The sequence below is a fragment of the Gordonia sp. DT101 genome (assembly GCF_049844895.1).
GTDB lineage: Bacteria > Actinomycetota > Actinomycetes > Mycobacteriales > Mycobacteriaceae > Gordonia.
In genome coordinates, this window is sequence record NZ_JBNCLX010000002.1 from 1 (window position 1) to 17,796 (window position 17,796).

Genomic DNA, 17,796 nt, shown 5'->3' on the forward strand with positions numbered 1-17,796 from the left:
TGTCGGGGACCTCTTCCGGGCCCCTGTGTCTGTGTCCCCGGGCGCCCGGCGCCCCGTCCAGCTACCCGCGCCGCCCCGCGGCATTGCTTCGCCGACTACGGATACGACGGGGCAACCGTCAAACGCATCGAAGAGTCGACCGGATTGTCACGCGGCGCCATCTTCCATCACTTCCGCGACAAGGAAGCCCTCTTCCTCGCGCTCGCGCAGGAGGATGCCGAGCGGATGGCCGACGTGGCCGCCGAGCAGGGCCTGGTCCAGGTCATGCGCGACATGCTCGCTCGGCCACAGGATTTCGACTGGCTGGGAACGCGACTTGAGATCGCCCGCAAGTTGCGCACCGATGCGTCGTTCCGGGCCGCCTGGTTGTCTCATTCGGCCGATGTCGAACAGGCCACGCTGAGACGGCTCGAGCACCGACGCGAGGCCGGTCGACTGCGCGACGACGTACCGACCGAGGTGCTCGTCAAATACCTCGACCTCGTTCTCGACGGCCTGATAACCCGCCTCGCGACAGGGCAACCCACGGGTGACCTCACCGCGGTTCTCGACCTCGTGGAAGAGTCGGTTCGACCGGCCCATTAGGAAATCCTGGCGTTTCAGGTCACCTTCAGGTTTCGACCGATACGGTCACTGGGTGGACGCCAACGTTCCCTCGCCGCATGATCCGCCCCGGCGGTCTCTCACGCGTCGGTCATTTCTCCGCGGGGCGATCGGAACGGGAGCCCTCGCTGCCGGAGGGCTCGCGGCCGCCGGCAGAGCCGGAACGGCCGACTCGGCTACGGAGCGCACCGCCATCGTCATCGGTACCGGGTTCGGTGGATCTGTCGCCGCGCTCCGGCTCGGCCGGGCCGGCATCCGGACGACGGTGTTCGAGCGTGGGCGCCGTTGGCCGATCCGACCGGACGGCGACACATTTGCCACCTTCATCAGCCCGGACAAGCGAGCTGCCTGGTTCGGCAGTCCCGCAGGTGCGAACCTCTCGACCGCGATACCGGTAGAGCCCTACCCCGGGGTGCTCGACCATGTGATGGGCAACGGGATCGAGGCGGTCTACGGCGCAGGCGTGGGTGGCGGATCGTTGGTGTTCGGGTCATTCACGCCAGTGCCGAGGCGTCGCGATTTCGAACTCATCTTCCCTGCCGCGGCGGACTACCCGGAACTTGAGCGCTCGTATTATCCACGCGCGAAACGAATGCTCGGCGTCTCACCGATGCCGTCGGACATCGTGGCCCATCCCGACTACGTGGGCACCCGGTCGTGGTTGAAGGTCGTCGACCGCTACGGTGCCGAACCCCACTTCTTCGATTTCGCCATCGACTGGGACCTCGTTCGCGCCGAGCTACGCGGTACACGACCCCGGGGCGTTTCGATCGGCGACCTGACCTACGGCGTCAACAGTGGCGCCAAGAAATCGCTGGACCACACATATCTGCCTGCCGCGGAACAGACCGGCAACGTGCGCATCCTGCCGATGCACGAAGTCTTCGACATCCGGCAACGACCACGCCGCAGGGGATTTGCCGTGACGGCGCGGGTTCTCGACGAGAGTGGCCGGACAGTGCGGACCGTCCGGGCCGAGGCCGATCACCTCTTCCTGGCCGCAGGCTCCTTCCACACCACCGAGCTCCTCGTGCGGGCGCGGGCACTCGGCATCCTGCCACGGCTCTCACCACGCATCGGTGAGGGATTCGGCGGCAACGGCGACTTTCTGACCACCCGGTCCAATCCGCGCGAAGACTTCGGTGCCGTCCAGGGCGGCCCTGGCTACGCGCGGATCTACGACGACGACCTTCCGGGTGGGTCCGCATCGATGGTGTACCAGGCAACACCGCTGCCGTCGCCGCTCGGCAAGGCGCTGACCACCAACCTCGTCCAGGTACACACCGATGAGCGCGGCAGCATCGACTTCGACCACGCCACCCGCAGAGGGGTCCTCAACTATCCGTACCCGGAGGGAGTCAGTGAACTCGATCGGCGCGCCAACGCGTTCGTCGAGCGGTTCCACTACCGAACCGAGACACGGTATGGCCACCCTGCCAACGGGATTCCACTCTCCTCCCGGCTCATCGGGTTCGGTTCGGCAAGCACCTATCACGGCCTCGGCGGTGTCGTCATGGGAAGGGCTGCGTCGACGAACGGCGCGGTCAATGGCTACGACGACCTCTACGTCGTCGACGGTTCGTTCGTGCCCGGCGCCGTCGGATTGGTGAACCCGTCGCTGACGATCACCGCGCTCGCGGAGCGAACCATGGATAGGTTCCTCGCGACGCATCGGCGGGCTCCTGCGATGCCGCACGCGTAGGGTAATGTGACGCACAGCACCCCGATCGATCGCTCGGTAGAGCCCCGGTCGGGGTGACTGTTCCCACTGTCAGTCAGAGGAGTGCCCCTTGTTCCCTGGAGTATTCGCGAAGTCCACTCCGGACAAGCCCGCGATCATTCGTGCCGCCACCGGAGAGCAGTTGACCTACCGGCAACTGGACGAGAACTCGACTCGGCTCGCCAACCACCTGGAAACCCTCGGCCTGCGTCCTGGCGACACCATCGCCATGATCTCGCCGAACGACCTGCACATGTTCGAGGTCTACTGGGCGGCACTACGTAGCGGACTCTATGTCACGGCGATCAACCATCACCTCACCGCCGTGGAGACCGACTACATCCTCACCGACTGCAATGCGCAAGCGGTTTTCGCCGGCGCCTCGGTCGCCGACGCGGTGGCCGACGCCACGGCGATTCCGGCCCTGAGCGTTCCGGGTCGGCGAATCGCCTGGGGCGGAGAGATACCCGGATTCGACTCATACGACACGGTCCTCGCCGGAGCGTCCGACGCGCCACGGGCCGAACAGCCTCGCGGCACCGACATGCTGTACTCGTCAGGAACCACCGGCCGGCCCAAGGGCATCAAGACCCCCTTGCCGCAGGGCCAGGTCGACGAGATCCCGGATGCCTACACGGCGATCTTCGCACCGATGTACGGATTCGACACCGACACCGTTTACCTGTCCCCTGCTCCGCTGTATCACGCTGCGCCACTGCGCTATTGCGGTGTCACGAATTCGGTCGGCGGGACGGTCGTCTTCCTGGATCGCTTCGAGCCCGAGGCCGCGCTCGGCGCCATCGAACAATTCCACGTCACCCACAGTCAGTGGGTGCCGACGATGTTCATCCGGATGCTCAAGCTCCCCGACGACGTACGGGCGAAGTACGACGTCAGCAGCATGAGAGTCGCGGTCCATGCGGCCGCACCGTGCCCCATCGAGGTGAAGCGCGCCATGATCGACTGGTGGGGCCCGGTCATCCATGAGTACTACGCATCCACCGAGGCGGCGGGCGCCACCTTCATCGGCCCGCAGGAGGCCCTGGACCATCCCGGGTCCGTGGGCAAGCCCCTGCTCGGCGTCGTCCACATCTGCGACGAGGACGGTGCGGAGATGCCGATCGGAGAAGTCGGCACGGTGTACTTCGAACGTGAGGACGTCGCGTTCGAGTATCACAACGACCCCGACAAGACCCGGAAGGCACAGCATCCGGACCACCAGAACTGGTCGACGACCGGAGATGTGGGCTACGTCGACGACGAGGGCTACCTCTACCTGACCGATCGCAAGGCCTTCATGATCATCTCCGGCGGAGTGAACATTTACCCGCAGGAGGCGGAGAACGTGCTGGTCGGGCACCCCGCGATCTACGACGTGGCGGTGATCGGAGTTCCCGACGACGACCTCGGCGAGGTGGCGAAGGCCTGCGTCCAGCTCGACCCGGCCTTTGCTCCGTCCTCCGAGCTGGCCGCCGAGCTCATCGACTTCACCAAGGAGTCGCTCGCATCGTACAAGGCCCCGCGTACCGTCGACTTCGTCGACGATCTTCCCCGTACGCCGACCGGCAAGCTCGTGAAAGGAGAACTGCGCAAGCGATATTGGCCGAAGGCGGTGAGCTGACCCGCCCCCGGAGGTCGTACACGCGGATCGCCGTGCCACGGCAGACCTGAGTAACCCGCGCGGAACCAGCGAGCCCACCCCGCCGCGAACAAAGCGCGTGTACCCATCCCGCTGGTCGAGTAGCCGCGAACAAAGCGCGTGTACACATCCTGCTGGTTGAGTAGCCCGCGAGGAACGAGCGTGCGTATCGAAACCAAGCCTCCACAAACGGCTTGTCAGCCGATCTTGTCGGTGCTCCCCGATATGGTTGTTTCCAGTTGATGGTGATGCGGGCTTTTCGTTTCCTATGACGGGCAGATGTTGTTGGTGTCCTGTCGGTTTCGATCTGCGAAGGCCCCTGCTGTCGTGTTCACATGTGCTGATCCCGCTGCCGCTGATGCGGCCATCGCGTCGGCGTCATCGACCGACGTCGCCGCGGCCGCACGCGATCATCTACGCACGAGCCGCCAACACGAAGCCCGCTCACTACTGAGCGCCTACCGACTGGGCCAATCGGTCTATGACGACATGCTGGTATCGCTGTCGACCACCCAACAGATGACCGTGCGCAGGGCCGCCGACAAAGCCGCCGTCGGCGAGATCTCACTGCAGCTCGAATTGTCACGCACCAAAGCGGGCACCTGGTTCAACCTCGGCGACGCCCTGCAACGACTCCCCAAGATCCGCACCGCATATCTGGCCGGCGAGTTCAGCACCCACCGCATGTCAAAAATGGTGTACGCCGCACAACTGGTCCCCGACGACCTGATCATCGACAACCCGGTCATCGACGCCGATCCGATAGCCGACCTCGACCAACCCGACTCCACCGATCCCACCGACACCCCAGATTCCGATGATGATGATGGTGGTGTTGTCGACGATGCTGGGTCCACCCTCGATTTCGAGGACCTGGCGTTGGAATTGGAGGCACGACCCACCACCGACAAAGTCTTCGCCGACCAACTCGCCGAAACCGTGATCAGCCTCGACCCCGACGGCGCCGCCCACGCCCGCGAAGAATTCGCCGAAGCCTGGCAAAACCTGACCGTCACCGCCGACTCATCAGGCCACATGAACCTCGATGCGTGTGTACCCGCCGAAGACGGCGTGCACCTGTCCCAACGCATCAGCACCCTGATCGCCCAACGAGTCTGCCGCCGCGACCCCCGCCGCATCGGGCAACAACGCGTGATGGCCCTCGCCGAGATCACCGGCGTCCCCGGCAAAACACTGTCCTGCCGATGCGGACACCCCGACTGCCCGCAACGCCCCGGCCCCGACCCGGTCGACCCCGTCGAGCCGGTCGATCCCATCGATCCCAAGGACCCGGTCGATCCCGCGGACCCGGTCGACCCGGTCGAGCCGGTCGATGTGGTGGACCCCGTCGAGCCGGTCGATCCCGCGGAGACGGTCGAGCCGGTCGATGTGGTGGATCCAGGCAGTGCCTCCGTCGTCGACGCAGCGAGCCCGCCGACCTGGACACTCATGTCCGACCCCACCGGCCTCGAGGTACCCCGACTGCGCGGCTACGGAGCCATCGACCCCACACTGGCCGAGAGACTGGCCGAGCACGCCACCCTCATCACCCCACCCGCCACCGGCCACCGCCGACCCTCCGGACTGATCGTGGTCACCGGCGAGCGTGGACCCGCCCCACCGGTCGACCCCACCGGCCACGGCGGCTTCGAGCACCCACCACCCGGCGCACTCACCTACACACCATCACGACGACTCCGCGACCACATCCTGCACACCGACCTGTGGTGCCGATACCCGATGTGCAGCAAACCATCCCATGAATGCGAACTCGACCACCTCGTCAAATACCACCACGCCGACCCACACATCGGCGGCTGGACCCTGCCCGACAACATCATCCCGCTCTGCCGCCCCGACCACCACCGCAAACACCTGGCGATCTGGCTCCCCACCATGCACACCGACCGCACCATCACCTGGCACAACCCCACAACCGGACAGGAAATCGTCACCTACCCGCGATAGCCAGATCCGGCCACCGTCGCCTACACGTGGCCTAGACGGTGCAGAGCGGCGAATGGTCGGTCCGCCCACCGGTTGTCGGCGATACGAGGAAGGTGCACGAGTTGAAACCCACCTTTTCGATCTCGCCGCGCAACATACGCAGCGTCGAGGTGGGGACGACCTTGTCGCGCGAGAGCAGGAATCCCGATGTCCGAGTGGGGTCGCCGACGACGGCAAAGCGGTACGGGTCGGTCGGGGTCTTGCCGTCGGCGATCCAGGCGACGATGTAGTTGGGAGCGTTGCCGGGATTGATGCTCACCGGAACCTGGGGGAACGTCACCGACAGCTGGGCTTTGGTGACCGGGTCGACGACCGTGGCGCGACCTTGCACGCGATTGGTCTGGCCGGTGAATGTGGCGCAGGTGTTCTCGACGCCGATGGTCTTGGCATTGATCGGCGTGTACGTGGCCTTGGTGTCCTTGGCGCAGTTCAGGTTGAAGAACGCCGGCACCGCGGCGAGTTGCCACCACGAACCAAGGTACCGCTCTGCGTCGAGCTTCGGAATCGGCTGCAGAGGAGCGGCCGATGCGGGCGCCGTCGCGACGAACAAGGCTGCGATCGTGAGTGCAACGGTCGCGAACAGTGTGAACAGCGGGCGGGTCGTGCGGATGGTGCGCATGGCGGCTCCGTTCGGTGTGCTGGATAGTGCCAGCGATTCGGAGCCGTCGTCGGCGTGGATGGGTGGAGCCGTCAGGTGAATGCGCCCGGTCAGTACTCCTCGGCGGGCTTCCAGGTCGCGACCGCCCAGATCACGATGAGGTCGAGCGCGATGATGAGGATCGCCCACAGCGGGTAGTAGGGGAGCCACAGGAATTGCGCGATGATCGACACGGACGCGATGACCACCGCCGCGATGCGTGCCCAATCCGCGCCGACCGCCAGGCCGCCTGCCACCAGTACTCCGAGAACGCCGATGACGATGTGAATCCAACCCCAGGTCGTGAGGTCGAACTTGTAGGCGTACTGGTTGCCCAGGACGAAGAGGTCGTCCTTGGCCAACGCAGAGATGCCCTGGAAGATCGCCACCAAGCTGGCCACGAAGATCAGCGCGGCCGCCACTATCGAGATCCCGAATGCGAACCCGGTCTTGGCTCCGTAGTCGGCGTCGCGGTCGGGCTTGGTCACATCGGTTCTCTCGGCGGTCATGGTGCGCCTCCCTTCGTTGGTTCAGACGATCGGACGATAGTGCACGATCAGATTAAGTTGCCGAAGCAAATGAAATGAGGCAAACGCGCCGCGCAGGTCGAAATGTTATGTCGCGACATGCGGGATTGTCGGCGCCGGCGCAGGGGCCAACTCGGCCCTGACCAGCCGATTTAGTCGCCAGGGGGACGTGGGGGTAAGCTATCGCAGGTTGCACACGGGGTGTGGCGCAGCTTGGTAGCGCGCTTCGTTCGGGACGAAGAGGTCGTGGGTTCGAATCCCGCCACCCCGACGCAAGGTTGAGATTGCAGAAGAGGCCCTGGCCTGGAGAGATCCGGTCAGGGCTTCCTCGTTTCCGGCATTCCTCGGCCCACCCGTGTGTGAACATGGGCTATGCCGACACTTCTGACCTCGGATGAGCTCGACGTCCGGATCCTTTTCACCGAATCCGCGCCGGACGTCCTGACGTTTGTGCGCGAGGTGATTCGGGGGCACGAACCCATCGGTCTGTCGACGAATGCGGACCACCACGTCTTTCTCGTCAATCTCGCGAACCTCAAGCAGTTCGCGCTCACCGAGCTCGATCGCGACGACGAGTCGTTGGCCGATGACCAGGTCACAGTGCTCACATCGCTCGCCGAACTGCGCGATCGGGCCGCAGGGCAGGGGTAAGGATCGGCATCTGATCGGGCTGTCGGTGGTCAGCCCGGCGGGAAGGCGCCTGCTCGCCGGATGCCCTCGTCATAGGTGGCGGTCACGATCGCCGGACCACCGGTGGGGCAGCAGAAGGCGTCGTCGCCGAGCAGCCACCGATAGCGCACGGCCACCGAATTGCGGCTGAATCCAGCGATGCCCGTATAGGAATACGGCCTGGACTCGACAGTCCCGACGAACTCGCCGCCGTGGAACAGCAACACCCGGCTCGTGGCGGTCGCATCGTTGTACCCCGACCCGGTGACCAGCACGAAGTCGAGGTCGCAGCCGCGTCCGAGGGGGTTGTCGGAGGCCCTCTCGACCTGCCACTGTCCACCGTTCGGGTCGTTGCCGAGCGACGCGACGGCGTTGTGGACCAACGCCGAGTTCGCGTCGAGGCACAATCGGTGACCACTGCCGGCAGGTGGAGCTTGCGGTCTCGGTCCGGTACCGGGCGCGGTCATGCGTGGCGTCACCGCGGTGGTCCCCGGCCTCATCGCGGTGCTCATCCCTGTGTTCATCGCTGTGGTCTCCGCGGGAAGCGCGTCGTGCTGGGCGGTCTCGGCGGTGCCGCAGGCCGTCGCGACTGCCAGTGCTGTCGCCACGGTCAGCACTGTCGCGACCACGCACGCGACGCGCGACTGCGGCTGGATCGTCATGGTTCGCCCCTCGGACGTCGATGTCCCGACCTACCTCGTCTATCGCGATAACCGCCGACACGGTTACCGGAAACGGCGACAGATCCCGGCCTCGCCGGAGGGCCTGCGGCGTATCGTCGGCGGGGTGATCATCGAGCGTTCGAACGGGCCCGTCCGGATCATCGGTATCAATCGGCCCGAGGTGCGCAACGCAGTCGACCGGACCACCGCGGACGCTCTCGCCGATGCCTTCCGTCGATTCGACGCCGACGATTCGTCGTCGGTGGCGGTCCTGCATGGCGAAGGTGGAACCTTCTGTGCGGGAGCTGATCTCAAGGCCATCGCCGACGGGATATCCAATCGGATCGCCGACGACGGCGACGGCCCAATGGGCCCGTCGCGAATGCGGTTGTCCAAGCCGGTGATCGCCGCGATCTCGGGGCATGCCGTGGCAGGCGGGCTGGAGCTGGCGTTGTGGGCAGACCTGCGCGTGATGGACGACGACGCCGTCTTGGGGGTGTTCTGCCGCCGCTGGGGCGTGCCGCTGATCGACGGCGGAACCGTGCGACTACCGCGGCTGATCGGTGCGAGCCGGGCGATGGACCTCATCCTGACCGGACGGGCCGTGTCGGCGTCGGAGGCACTCGACATCGGACTGGCCAATCGTGTTGTCCCGGCAGGGACGTCGCTCGACGCGGCGATCCGACTGGCCACCGAGCTCGCCGGACTCCCGCAGACCTGCCTCCGACATGACCGGTTGTCCATGCTTGAGCAGGAGGGCCTCGACGAGCCCGCCGCCATCGCAAACGAGTTCGGCCACGGCACGGAGTCGCTGGCCGCGGACACGCTGGCCGGGGCCCGACGTTTCGCCGGTGGGGCCGGTCGCCATGGAGCCGCCGAGGCCCGGCCCGCACCCGCCGATGTGGCAGGTACAGACCGGGCCTGAGGTCAGTGCGGCGGCTCCGAGTTGTTCAGGCGGTTCTCCAGGTGGCGACCGCCCAGATGATCACCAGATCGATGGCGATCACCAGGACCGACCACCACGGGTAGTACGGCAGCCACAGGAAGTTCAGGATGATCGACAGCGCCGCGACGATGATGGCCGCGATCCGCGCCCATGCCGCGCCGGTGAACATCCCGATCGCGATGCCGATCGCGACGATCGAGACGACGATGTGGATCCATCCCCAACCAGTGATGTCCAACTTGTAGATGTACTGGGGGCCCGCGACGAAAAGATCGTCCTTGGCCACCGCCGAGATGCCCTGCAGGAGTCCGAGGATGCCGCCGGTGAGCAGCAGGATCGCGGCCGCGATCGTCGTGCCGCCGGCGAAGCCCTGCTGCACGCGATGGTCCTCGTACCGTGGTTCCTCATACTGTGGTGTGGTCATGGCAACCTTTCTCTCGGATGGGGTGCCGGAAGCGTTGTCGCGTCACCTCTACCGCATGGTCGTGGACGAATGCGGCAGCCACATCCCCCGTAGCGGGTGATTGCGGGTCGGTGATGGACGCGGTAGATGTCGTTGGTACCGGTGGGTATCGGTGGATACCGGCGCACGACGAGGAGGTCCCAGTGAGCATCGCCGCCCGAATGCTGCAGACCCGGTGGCTGGTGCGTGCACCGATCATCCTGTTCCGCGCCCGTCTCGGCTTCCTGTTCGGTGGTCGTCTGTTGCTGCTCGAGCACACCGGGCGTCGCACCGGGGAGGCACGCTATGTGGTGCTCGAGACCGTCGAACGATCCACACCGGCACAGGTGGTGATCGCATCGGGTTTCGGGCCGCGTGCCCAGTGGTTCAAGAATCTTCAGGCGGATCCCCGTTGCCGGGTGTCCATCGGGTGGTCGTCGCGCCGTCCGGCACTCGCCGAGGTGCTCGGTACCGATGACGCGACCGCCGTCATGGACCGATATCGCGACGCGCATGCCCGTGCGTATGCCGAGTTGTCCGGGGTCATCGAGGAATCCACGGGTCTCTCGATCGACGACGTGCCGCTGGTGAGGTTGACCCTGACCTGAACTCGCCTGGACCTGAATCCGGGGCGCCTTTCCCCGAACCGGATCAGCAGCCGAGTTGCCGCGCCAGATCGAGGACGTCGGTGGCGTGGATGTCGTTCTCGGGCGAGCCCGAGTCGTCCTTCGGGTCGCCGCCCCACTCCATCGGGCGTTCGATGAATGCGGTGCGCAGGCCGAAGGAGCGGGCCGCATCGAGGTCGTGCTGGTGTGTGGCCACCATCATCACCTGCGCCGGCGTGGCCTCGAGCAGATCGGCCAGCCCGCAGTAGGTTTCGCGGGCCGGCTTGTAGTGCCGCCAGAGATCGGAGCCGCCGATGACATCCCACTCGAAGCCGTTGTGCCGGGCCATGTCGGTGAGCAGCGCGACGGTGCCGTTGCTGAGCGCACACACGATGAAACCTGTTCGGAGTCTGCGGATTCCGTCGGCCGCATCCGGCCATCCCGGGATGGTGCGCCACGCGCGGACGAGCCGAGTCGCCTGCACGTGGTCGAGCGTCCGGCCGAACCGCGTCGCGACCTCGTGGACGGTCTCGGTCTGCAGATCGTCGAGACGCCGCCACGGCAGCTCTCCGCATTCCACGCGCGCCAGGATCGGCCCGTACCGACGGCGCCACTCACGAGCGAAAGCGCCGGCGTCCACGCCCGGTACGACCTCCCGGACGGTCGAGGAGATCCCGGTGAACCAGTCGGTGACGGTGCCGAACGTGTCGAAGGCGAGCACCTTCGGACCGTCGGCGAGCTCGCTCAGCCGATCTCCGATGCCAACTGCGGCAATGAGTGATCCTCGGCGAACTCGGCGTCGCCGTTCGAGACCGGCGTCAGCGTCAGCAGGCTCGCCTCGGGTCGGCAGCAGAACCGGGCGGGCGCATACGGAGAGGTCCCGAGGCCGGCGCTGACATGCAACTTCATCGTCGAGCCCCAACTGGAGACGCCCTTGACACGTGAGCGGTCGAGCTCGCAGTTCGTGACGAGCGCCCCGAAGAACGGCAGGCACAGCTGCCCGCCGTGCGTGTGTCCGGCCATCACGAGGTCGTAGCCGTCGTCGGCGAAGCGGTCGAGCACCCGGGGCTCCGGCGAGTGGGTGAGTCCCAGACGTAGATGCGCGAGCGGGTTCGGCCGCCCTGCGATGGTCTCGTAGCGGTCGCGCTCGATGTGCGGGTCGTCGACACCGGCGGCCACCACGCGCACCCCGCTGACCTCGAGTTCGCGCACGGTGTGAGTGGCATCCAGCCAGCCGCGCTCGATGAACGCGGCGCGCAGGTCCTGCCACGGCAGCGGGTCGCCGAAGGTCCGGGTGTGGTCGCTCCGGAAGTACTGGAAGGGATTCTTCAGGCGCGGTCCGAAGTAGTCGTTGGAGCCGAAGATGAACATGCCGGGCCGCGACAGCAGCCCGCCCAGCGACTGGATGACCGCCGGGACCGCCTGTGGGTGGGCGAGGTTGTCGCCGGTGTTGATCACCAGGTCGGGCTCCAGGGCCTCGAGCTCGGAGACCCACGCCTGCTTGAGGCGCTGGTGGGGCGTCATGTGGAGGTCGCTGATGTGCAGCACACGCAGCGGCGCGGCCCCGGGTTCGAGTACCGACAGAGTGCTGTGCCGGAGCGTGAAGGCATTGCGCTCGACCACCGTCGAATAGAAGAGACCCGCGGCGGCCAGACCGGCCAGTCCGCCCGCCGCGCGCACGGCTGCCGCGGAGGTCAGGCCCGCTGAGGTGATTCGGCCCGCGAGGGCTTTGTCGACGTGAACCATTCACTCAGGATACGCAGTGACAGGCCGGCGGTGCCCATGGGTTTCTCCGGCCCCCGCGGGACTCAGCCCGGCAGCTGGATCACCACCGGCCCGACACCCGGGACCTGCACCGTCGTCTCGGTGGGACCCTTGTCGTCGTCATCGCGTCGGCCGTTGCTGACATAGATCGTCACCACACTGCCCGGCATCGCCGAATCCGATGGCGCGGTGAACACCACCGTGCCCTGCGGTCGGTTGCTGTCGACGTCGAGTTGGTTCACCTTGAACCCGGCGCCCTGCAGTCGGGATGTCGCGGCGCTGGCCGGGAGCCCGCTGACCGACGGGATCCGACCGCGGTCGTTGCCGGCCATGAAGCGCGGATCGGTCGGTGGGAGACGTACCGGCCCGAACTTGGTGGCCACCGGCTTGACCGCCGTATACCAGGTTCGCGCGGGCTCCATGCCGCCGTACAGATCGCCGTCGTAGCACTGCCGCAGCGGGCTGCTGCAGATCCCGGTCGGGTTCGGGCCGTCGTTGTAGACGTACGAGGAGCCGGCGATGTTGTTGGTGAAGCCGAGGAACGCCGACGAGCGGTGGGACTCGGTGGTGCCCGTCTTACCGGACACCGGCAAGGTCCAGCCTGCGGCGCCGGCGGACCCTGCGGACGTACCGCCGCCCTTGTCGTCGTGGCTGAGGCCGTTGGCGAGGGTGTTGGCGAGGCCTTCCTCGACGGCCTGCTCGCACGGCGGCGGATTGAACGGGACAGCGGTCATCGCCGGCTTGCCGTCGGGACCCAGCACCGGATTGCCGTACTGATCGCGCTTGATGCGGCTGATCGACGCGATCGGGTTCGGCGGGCACCAGGTGCCGCCCGACGCCAGAGTGGCGGCGACGTTCGACAACTCGAGGCCGTTGACCGGGAGTGGTCCCAGCGTGAACGAGCCGAAGTTGCCCTCCTTCACGTAGGTTGCCATGCTCTTGTCGCCGTAGCCCGACGACCCGGGCACGGTGTAGGACCGCAGACCGAGACGCACGGCCATGTCCACTGCCGGCTTCACGCCGACCTGCTGCAGCAGTTTCACGAATGCGGTGTTGGGGGACTGCGCGAGCGCATTCGTCACCGACATCGAGGCGGGATACTTTCCGTCGTTCTTGACGCAATACGAGTTCGCCGGACAGCCGTTGGAGCCATTGCTGTTGCCCATGCCCTCGAGTGCGACGAAGCCGGGTACCTGGATGTTGGAGGCGAGACCGAGGCCCTTCTCCATGGCCGCCGCGGTGGTGAAGATCTTGAAGACCGATCCGGCGCCGTCACCGACCATCGAGAACGGCTGTGACTGCACCGTTTGGCCGGCCTTCAGGTTGAGCCCGTAGTCGCGGCTGGAGGCCATCGCCAGGATGTCGTGCGACTTCTTGCCCGGCCGGATCGCGCTCATCACGTCGGCGACGCCGTCGGAATCGGGATTGGCCTGTGCTTTGACGGCCCGCATCGTCGACCGCTGGACATCAGGGTCGAGGGTCGTGCGGATCACATAGCCGCCGCGTGCCACCGAGTCACGTGACATGCCGTTCTCGGCGAGGAACTGCAACGCGTAGTCGCAGAAGAACCCGTTGTTGTCCGCCCCGATGCAGCCCTGCGTCGGGGTCTGCGGGTTGGGCACCACACCGAGCGGTTTGGCCTTCGCCGCGACGAGTTCCGCCCGGCGATCCGGGAAGTTCTGGATCATGGTGTCGAGGACGGTGTTCCGACGTTTGGTCGCGGCTTCCGGATGGCTGTACGGGTTGAGGGCCGAACTCGATTGCACCATCCCGGCCAGCATGGCCGCCTGTTCGACGGCCAGGTCCTTCGCGTGTTTGCCGAAATAGGTCTGGGCCGCCGCCTCGATGCCGTAGGAGTTGTTGCCGAACGGCACCACGTTCAGGTAGCGGGTGACGATCTGCTTCTTGGCCTCTTGCTTGGCCGCTGCGTCGTCGAGACCCTTGTCCCGTTTCGCCTGGTCGGTCAGCGACTGTTCCATGGTCAGCGCCATGCGGACCTCACGCAGCTTGCGCGCCGGGGTGGTCTCGATCGCCGCCTGCCGGTCGGCCTCGGTGCGCGCGAGGACCAGGAGTTGATAGTTCTTGATGTACTGCTGATCGAGCGTCGAGGCGCCCTGCTGAACCTCGCCCGACGACGAGTTCTTGAGCGCCGCGCGGATGGTGCCCTTCCAGTCGACGCCGTCGTGTTCGAGGAACCGGCGATCCTCGATGGAGATGATCGCGCGGATCATGTCCGGCGAGATGTCGTTGTAGCCGACCTGATAGCGGTACTGGTCGTAGAGCACGGCGATCGGCGTACCTGCCGAGTCGGTCATCGTGGTGACCTCCGGCAGAGTGCCGTTGAGCAGCTCCGATGAGACATTTTCGACGGCGGAGGCCGCACGGTTGGACACCACGCCCATACCGCTGGCGACCGGGTACAGCAGACCGGCCACCAACACGCCTGCCAACAGGCAGGCTCCGGCCAGCGGCCACAGCTTCTTCGAGATCGGCACACGCACAGGATACGTGTGATGGGCGGAACTTCGGCCGACCACGGGTCACGGGGGGTCGCGCGCGGCGAGCGGGACAGATGACCTGCGTGGATGTCACTTGTTTGGACGATGGTGCCATTTTCTTTGCTCCAGGGGTTGCGCTCCCATGCACAGATCCTTAAATTGAGTGCAGAATGTGACTCACTTAACATTCCCTCGGGGATGTGAAGCGGACAAGGCGCAGCGGGTCTCATGACCAGCGCAAACCCATTTGTCGGTGGGGTCACGTTCACGGTCAGGAAGTCGGGATCGGTGCGGAGATACGGACGCGACCCGGCGGGACACAACGACAGACAGGGGTCGGCGGATGGCGATTGCGGCAGTTTCCACCGGAGATGACGCTCGGTTGATGTGGGTGTCACAAGCTCGATGCCGGGGAGGAAACCCCGACGACCTGTTCGTTCGCGGAGCGGCCCAGCGTAAGGCCGCAACGATCTGCCGGCACTGCCCGGTGCAGCTCGAATGTGGTGCCGACGCCCTCGACAACCGAGTCGAGTTCGGGGTCTGGGGCGGCATGACCGAGCGGCAGCGACGGGCCTTGCTCCGACAGCATCCCGAGGTCACGTCCTGGGCGGCATTCTTCGACGCCCAACGACGCCGGCAACGCGCCGACGCGGTGTGACCCACCGCTGAACGACAGTCGCACGACACTGATGGCCGGCCCACAAGGGGCGGCCATCGTCGTTGTTCGGGAGAGTGCGTTGTTCGGGACCGGGCCCTGTTCGGAACGAGCATCCTGTTCGGAACGAGCGCCCGGTTCGGAAAGAGAGTGGGGAAGAGCTGTCAGCCGCGGCTGACGATCTGCTCGGCGACCGCACGCAGGGCGACCGCGTCGGCCACCTCGAACGGGAGGGACGGGACCCCCACGATCGGGACGGCGGGGTGCGATGCGGTGAACCGCTGCAACAAGTGGAGTTCCCGCTTGCCCCGGGCCGCACGTTCGGAATGGATCTCGAGGATGCCGCGGGTCAGTTCGTCGTCGACGCTCTCGAGAGCCGCCCGCGCCGACGACTCGGAGATCGACGTCAGGTTGGGGTGGGTGCGGTTGAGGATCAGGCCCGCGAGCGGCATCGACTCCTCCGAGAGGCGATCGACGAAGAACGCCGCCTCGCGTAACGCATCCGGTTCGGCCGCCGCGACCACCGCGAACTGGGTGCCGGGCTGCTTGAGCAACTCGTAGGTCCTGAGCGCCCGGTCCTGGAAACCGCCGAACATGGAGTCGAGCGACTGCACGAACATCGCGACGTCGCGCAGCATGTCACCGCCGATGATCGTCGAGACACCGCGCATCGCCAGGCTCATCGCGCCGGTCACCATCCGACCCACGCCGCGGCCACCGCCGACGAGCACCTTCATCAGCCGGCCCGACAGGAACGAGCCGAGTCGCTGCGGTGCGTCGAGGAAGTCGAGGGCGTTCCGCGACGGCGGGGTGTCGACGATGATGAGGTCCCAATGGTCCCGCTCGAGGAGCTTGCCCAGCTTCTCCATGGCCATGTACTCCTGCGTCCCGGAGAACGACGACGCCATCGTCTGATAGAAGGAGTTCTCCATGATCGCGGCCGCCCGGTCGGGTGAGGAGTACTCCAGCACCATCTCGTCGAAGGTGCGTCGCATGTCGAGCATCATGGCGTCGAGCGAGCCGCGTTTGTCCGGCCCGCTCGCTCCGCTCCCGGCGCCGAGATCCGCCGGCCCGCTCGCTCCGCTCCCGGCGCCGAGATCCGCCGGCCCGCTCGCTCCGCTCCCGGCGCCGAGGTCCACCGGCTGCGGATCGTTGGTGAGCTCGGACATGCCCAGTGACTGCGCCAGTCGTCGGGCCGGGTCGATGGTGAGCACCGCGACGGTCCGGCCCTGCTCGGCGGCGTACAGCGCCATGGCGGCGGCGGTGGTGGTCTTGCCGACGCCGCCCGCGCCGCAGCAGATGACCACGCGGGTGGCGGGATCGGTGAGCACCGAGCCCATCTTCAGGTCCAGCGGCATCTAGGCACCTGCCTTCTGCAAGAGGTTGGCGAGTTCGTAGATCGCCCCGAGATCGATGCCGTCGCCGAGGGTCGGCAGCTCCAGGGTCGGCAGCTCCACATCGTCGAGTTGTGCCTTGGCCACCTGCTGGGCCTGCAGTCGTGTCGCGTGCTCGATGGTCTCGGTGAGCAGGCCGGCCAGGTCCTCGTCGGAGACGTTCATACCGGCCGCATTCAGATGCTCGAGCACCCGCGGTGCATCGATCCGGCTCTCGGCGATCTCGTCGATGAAGCCCGCGGGCAGATGGGTCGGGCTCACGCGGTTGATCATGAGCGTGCCGATCGTGAGGTCCTTCTCGCGCAGCTCCGCCACCGCCTCGACGGTCTCCTGGATGGGCATCGCCTCGAGCAGGGTGACCAGATGGATGACGGTGTCCTCGGAATGCAGGAGTTTCACCACGCCATCACTCTGGTTGCGGATCGGCCCGGTCTTGGCGATGTCGGCCATCGCCTTGGTCACGTCCAGGAAGTTCCCGATCCGGCCGGTCGGCGGGGCGTCGACGACGACCGCGTCATAGACACGTTTGCCCTGCTTGTCGGTGTGGATGATCCGTTCCTTGATCTTGCCTGTGATGAGGACGTCGCGGAGTCCGGGCGCGACGGTGGTGACGAAGTCGACGGCGCCGATGCGCTTCATCGCGCGACCCGCGAATCCGAGGTTGTAGAACATGTCGAGGTACTCGAGGAGGGCGTGCTCGATGTCGAGGGCCAGCGCCGACACCTCGCCCCCGCCCGAGGCGGTGGCGATCCGGGTGTCGTTCGGCGGCAGCGGCGGCATGTCGAAGAGCTGTGCGATGCCTTGTCGGCCTTCGCATTCCACGAGGAGGACCTTTTTGCCGTCGGCGGCCAGGGCGAGAGCCAGGGCGGCGGCGACGGTGGTCTTGCCGGTACCGCCCTTACCGGACACGAAGTGCAGGCGGGCGCGCTCGGCGGACTCGGGCCATTCGTTGGCGTGCCCGGCGTCGTCGGCCGGTGTTTCGTTCACCACTGCATCACCATATCGACAACCGTCGACCCGTTAGGGTG

17 protein-coding genes and 1 tRNA gene are annotated in these 17,796 nt (G+C 66.4%); 9 read left to right on the top strand and 9 right to left on the bottom strand.

Going from position 1 to position 17,796, the window contains the following annotated elements; genetic code table 11:
* The 4 genes from ACLQ3I_RS06510 to ACLQ3I_RS06525 form a co-directional block, all read left to right on the top strand.
* The coding region (locus ACLQ3I_RS06510; RefSeq protein WP_425800763.1) for a TetR/AcrR family transcriptional regulator at window positions 1-585 on the top strand (585 nt) is incomplete at its 5' end.
* Window positions 586-712: 127 nt separating this feature from the next.
* The gene (locus tag ACLQ3I_RS06515; RefSeq protein ID WP_425801866.1) at window positions 713-2,305 is read left to right on the top strand and encodes a GMC oxidoreductase; all 1,593 of its coding nucleotides are present in this window, start codon (window positions 713-715) and stop codon (window positions 2,303-2,305) included.
* Between the two features lie 88 nt (window positions 2,306-2,393).
* Window positions 2,394-3,944 carry an acyl-CoA synthetase gene (locus ACLQ3I_RS06520; protein WP_425794513.1) on the top strand — a complete coding sequence of 517 codons (1,551 nt, stop codon included), beginning with the start codon at window positions 2,394-2,396 and terminating at the stop codon, window positions 3,942-3,944.
* A gap of 345 nt (window positions 3,945-4,289) precedes the next feature.
* A complete protein-coding gene (locus tag ACLQ3I_RS06525; RefSeq protein ID WP_425800765.1) occupies window positions 4,290-5,930 on the top strand; it encodes a hypothetical protein in 1,641 nt (546 codons plus the stop codon).
* Window positions 5,931-5,961: 31 nt separating this feature from the next.
* Here the strand turns inward: ACLQ3I_RS06525 and ACLQ3I_RS06530 are convergent, their stop codons facing one another.
* Together ACLQ3I_RS06530 and ACLQ3I_RS06535 are read right to left on the bottom strand one after the other, a co-directional pair.
* Window positions 5,962-6,588 (bottom strand): lipocalin family protein, encoded by a 627-nt coding sequence (locus ACLQ3I_RS06530; RefSeq protein ID WP_425800767.1) that lies wholly within the window; start codon window positions 6,586-6,588, stop codon window positions 5,962-5,964.
* 89 nt (window positions 6,589-6,677) lie between these two features.
* On the bottom strand, window positions 6,678-7,115 hold the full coding sequence (locus ACLQ3I_RS06535) for a DUF7144 family membrane protein (RefSeq protein WP_425792116.1): 438 nt from the start codon (window positions 7,113-7,115) through the stop codon (window positions 6,678-6,680).
* A 215-nt stretch (window positions 7,116-7,330) separates the two neighbouring features.
* Between ACLQ3I_RS06535 and ACLQ3I_RS06540 the strand changes: the two genes are divergently transcribed.
* Together ACLQ3I_RS06540 and ACLQ3I_RS06545 are read left to right on the top strand one after the other, a co-directional pair.
* Window positions 7,331-7,404, top strand: a tRNA-Pro gene (locus ACLQ3I_RS06540).
* 101 nt (window positions 7,405-7,505) lie between these two features.
* Window positions 7,506-7,784 (top strand): hypothetical protein, encoded by a 279-nt coding sequence (locus tag ACLQ3I_RS06545; protein WP_425792117.1) that lies wholly within the window; start codon window positions 7,506-7,508, stop codon window positions 7,782-7,784.
* Between the two features lie 29 nt (window positions 7,785-7,813).
* On the opposite strand, the gene ACLQ3I_RS06550 is transcribed toward ACLQ3I_RS06545, so the two are convergent.
* On the bottom strand, window positions 7,814-8,464 hold the full coding sequence (locus ACLQ3I_RS06550; protein WP_425800769.1) for an LppP/LprE family lipoprotein: 651 nt from the start codon (window positions 8,462-8,464) through the stop codon (window positions 7,814-7,816).
* Between ACLQ3I_RS06550 and ACLQ3I_RS06555 the strand changes: the two genes are divergently transcribed.
* Window positions 8,463-9,389, top strand: coding sequence for a crotonase/enoyl-CoA hydratase family protein (locus ACLQ3I_RS06555; RefSeq protein WP_425800771.1), 927 nt, complete (start codon window positions 8,463-8,465; stop codon window positions 9,387-9,389). The genes ACLQ3I_RS06550 and ACLQ3I_RS06555 overlap by 2 nt on opposite strands.
* Window positions 9,390-9,414: 25 nt before the next feature.
* Here ACLQ3I_RS06555 and ACLQ3I_RS06560 read toward each other — a convergent pair whose 3' ends face one another.
* Complete coding sequence (locus ACLQ3I_RS06560) at window positions 9,415-9,834, bottom strand: DUF7144 family membrane protein (protein WP_425792119.1); 420 nt, start codon at window positions 9,832-9,834, stop codon at window positions 9,415-9,417.
* A gap of 182 nt (window positions 9,835-10,016) precedes the next feature.
* On the opposite strand from ACLQ3I_RS06560, the gene ACLQ3I_RS06565 reads away from it, so the two are divergent.
* On the top strand, window positions 10,017-10,460 hold the full coding sequence (locus ACLQ3I_RS06565) for a nitroreductase family deazaflavin-dependent oxidoreductase (RefSeq protein ID WP_425792120.1): 444 nt from the start codon (window positions 10,017-10,019) through the stop codon (window positions 10,458-10,460).
* A gap of 43 nt (window positions 10,461-10,503) precedes the next feature.
* Here the strand turns inward: ACLQ3I_RS06565 and ACLQ3I_RS06570 are convergent, their stop codons facing one another.
* The 3 genes from ACLQ3I_RS06570 to ACLQ3I_RS06580 all read right to left on the bottom strand — a co-directional run bounded on the left by ACLQ3I_RS06570 (window position 10,504) and on the right by ACLQ3I_RS06580 (window position 14,710).
* Window positions 10,504-11,178 carry a haloacid dehalogenase type II gene (locus ACLQ3I_RS06570; RefSeq protein ID WP_425792121.1) on the bottom strand — a complete coding sequence of 225 codons (675 nt, stop codon included), beginning with the start codon at window positions 11,176-11,178 and terminating at the stop codon, window positions 10,504-10,506.
* Window positions 11,179-11,201: 23 nt separating this feature from the next.
* Window positions 11,202-12,203: a metallophosphoesterase gene (locus tag ACLQ3I_RS06575; protein WP_425800773.1), complete on the bottom strand. Its 1,002-nt coding sequence runs from the start codon at window positions 12,201-12,203 to the stop codon at window positions 11,202-11,204.
* A gap of 62 nt (window positions 12,204-12,265) precedes the next feature.
* The gene (locus tag ACLQ3I_RS06580) at window positions 12,266-14,710 is read right to left on the bottom strand and encodes a penicillin-binding protein (protein ID WP_425792799.1); all 2,445 of its coding nucleotides are present in this window, start codon (window positions 14,708-14,710) and stop codon (window positions 12,266-12,268) included.
* Between the two features lie 352 nt (window positions 14,711-15,062).
* Between ACLQ3I_RS06580 and ACLQ3I_RS06585 the strand changes: the two genes are divergently transcribed.
* Complete coding sequence (locus tag ACLQ3I_RS06585; protein WP_161061435.1) at window positions 15,063-15,377, top strand: WhiB family transcriptional regulator; 315 nt, start codon at window positions 15,063-15,065, stop codon at window positions 15,375-15,377.
* A 161-nt stretch (window positions 15,378-15,538) separates the two neighbouring features.
* Here ACLQ3I_RS06585 and ACLQ3I_RS06590 read toward each other — a convergent pair whose 3' ends face one another.
* Window positions 15,539-16,732 carry an ArsA family ATPase gene (locus tag ACLQ3I_RS06590; protein WP_425800775.1) on the bottom strand — a complete coding sequence of 398 codons (1,194 nt, stop codon included), beginning with the start codon at window positions 16,730-16,732 and terminating at the stop codon, window positions 15,539-15,541.
* Window positions 16,733-17,758, bottom strand: a complete 1,026-nt coding sequence (locus tag ACLQ3I_RS06595; protein ID WP_425792124.1) for an ArsA-related P-loop ATPase — start codon at window positions 17,756-17,758, stop codon at window positions 16,733-16,735. It abuts the gene before it with no gap.
* Window positions 17,759-17,796 lie beyond the last annotated feature (38 nt).

Coding starts and splice junctions, on each gene's coding strand:
- ACLQ3I_RS06550 (WP_425800769.1), bottom strand. CDS start 8,464: ATGACGATCCAGCCGCAGTCGCGCGTCGCGTGCGTGGTCGCGACAGTG.
- ACLQ3I_RS06585 (WP_161061435.1), top strand. CDS start 15,063: ATGGCGATTGCGGCAGTTTCCACCGGAGATGACGCTCGGTTGATGTGG.
- ACLQ3I_RS06545 (WP_425792117.1), top strand. CDS start 7,506: ATGCCGACACTTCTGACCTCGGATGAGCTCGACGTCCGGATCCTTTTC.
- ACLQ3I_RS06575 (WP_425800773.1), bottom strand. CDS start 12,203: ATGGTTCACGTCGACAAAGCCCTCGCGGGCCGAATCACCTCAGCGGGC.
- ACLQ3I_RS06555 (WP_425800771.1), top strand. CDS start 8,463: ATGGTTCGCCCCTCGGACGTCGATGTCCCGACCTACCTCGTCTATCGC.
- ACLQ3I_RS06560 (WP_425792119.1), bottom strand. CDS start 9,834: ATGACCACACCACAGTATGAGGAACCACGGTACGAGGACCATCGCGTG.
- ACLQ3I_RS06530 (WP_425800767.1), bottom strand. CDS start 6,588: ATGCGCACCATCCGCACGACCCGCCCGCTGTTCACACTGTTCGCGACC.
- ACLQ3I_RS06535 (WP_425792116.1), bottom strand. CDS start 7,115: ATGACCGCCGAGAGAACCGATGTGACCAAGCCCGACCGCGACGCCGAC.
- ACLQ3I_RS06590 (WP_425800775.1), bottom strand. CDS start 16,732: ATGCCGCTGGACCTGAAGATGGGCTCGGTGCTCACCGATCCCGCCACC.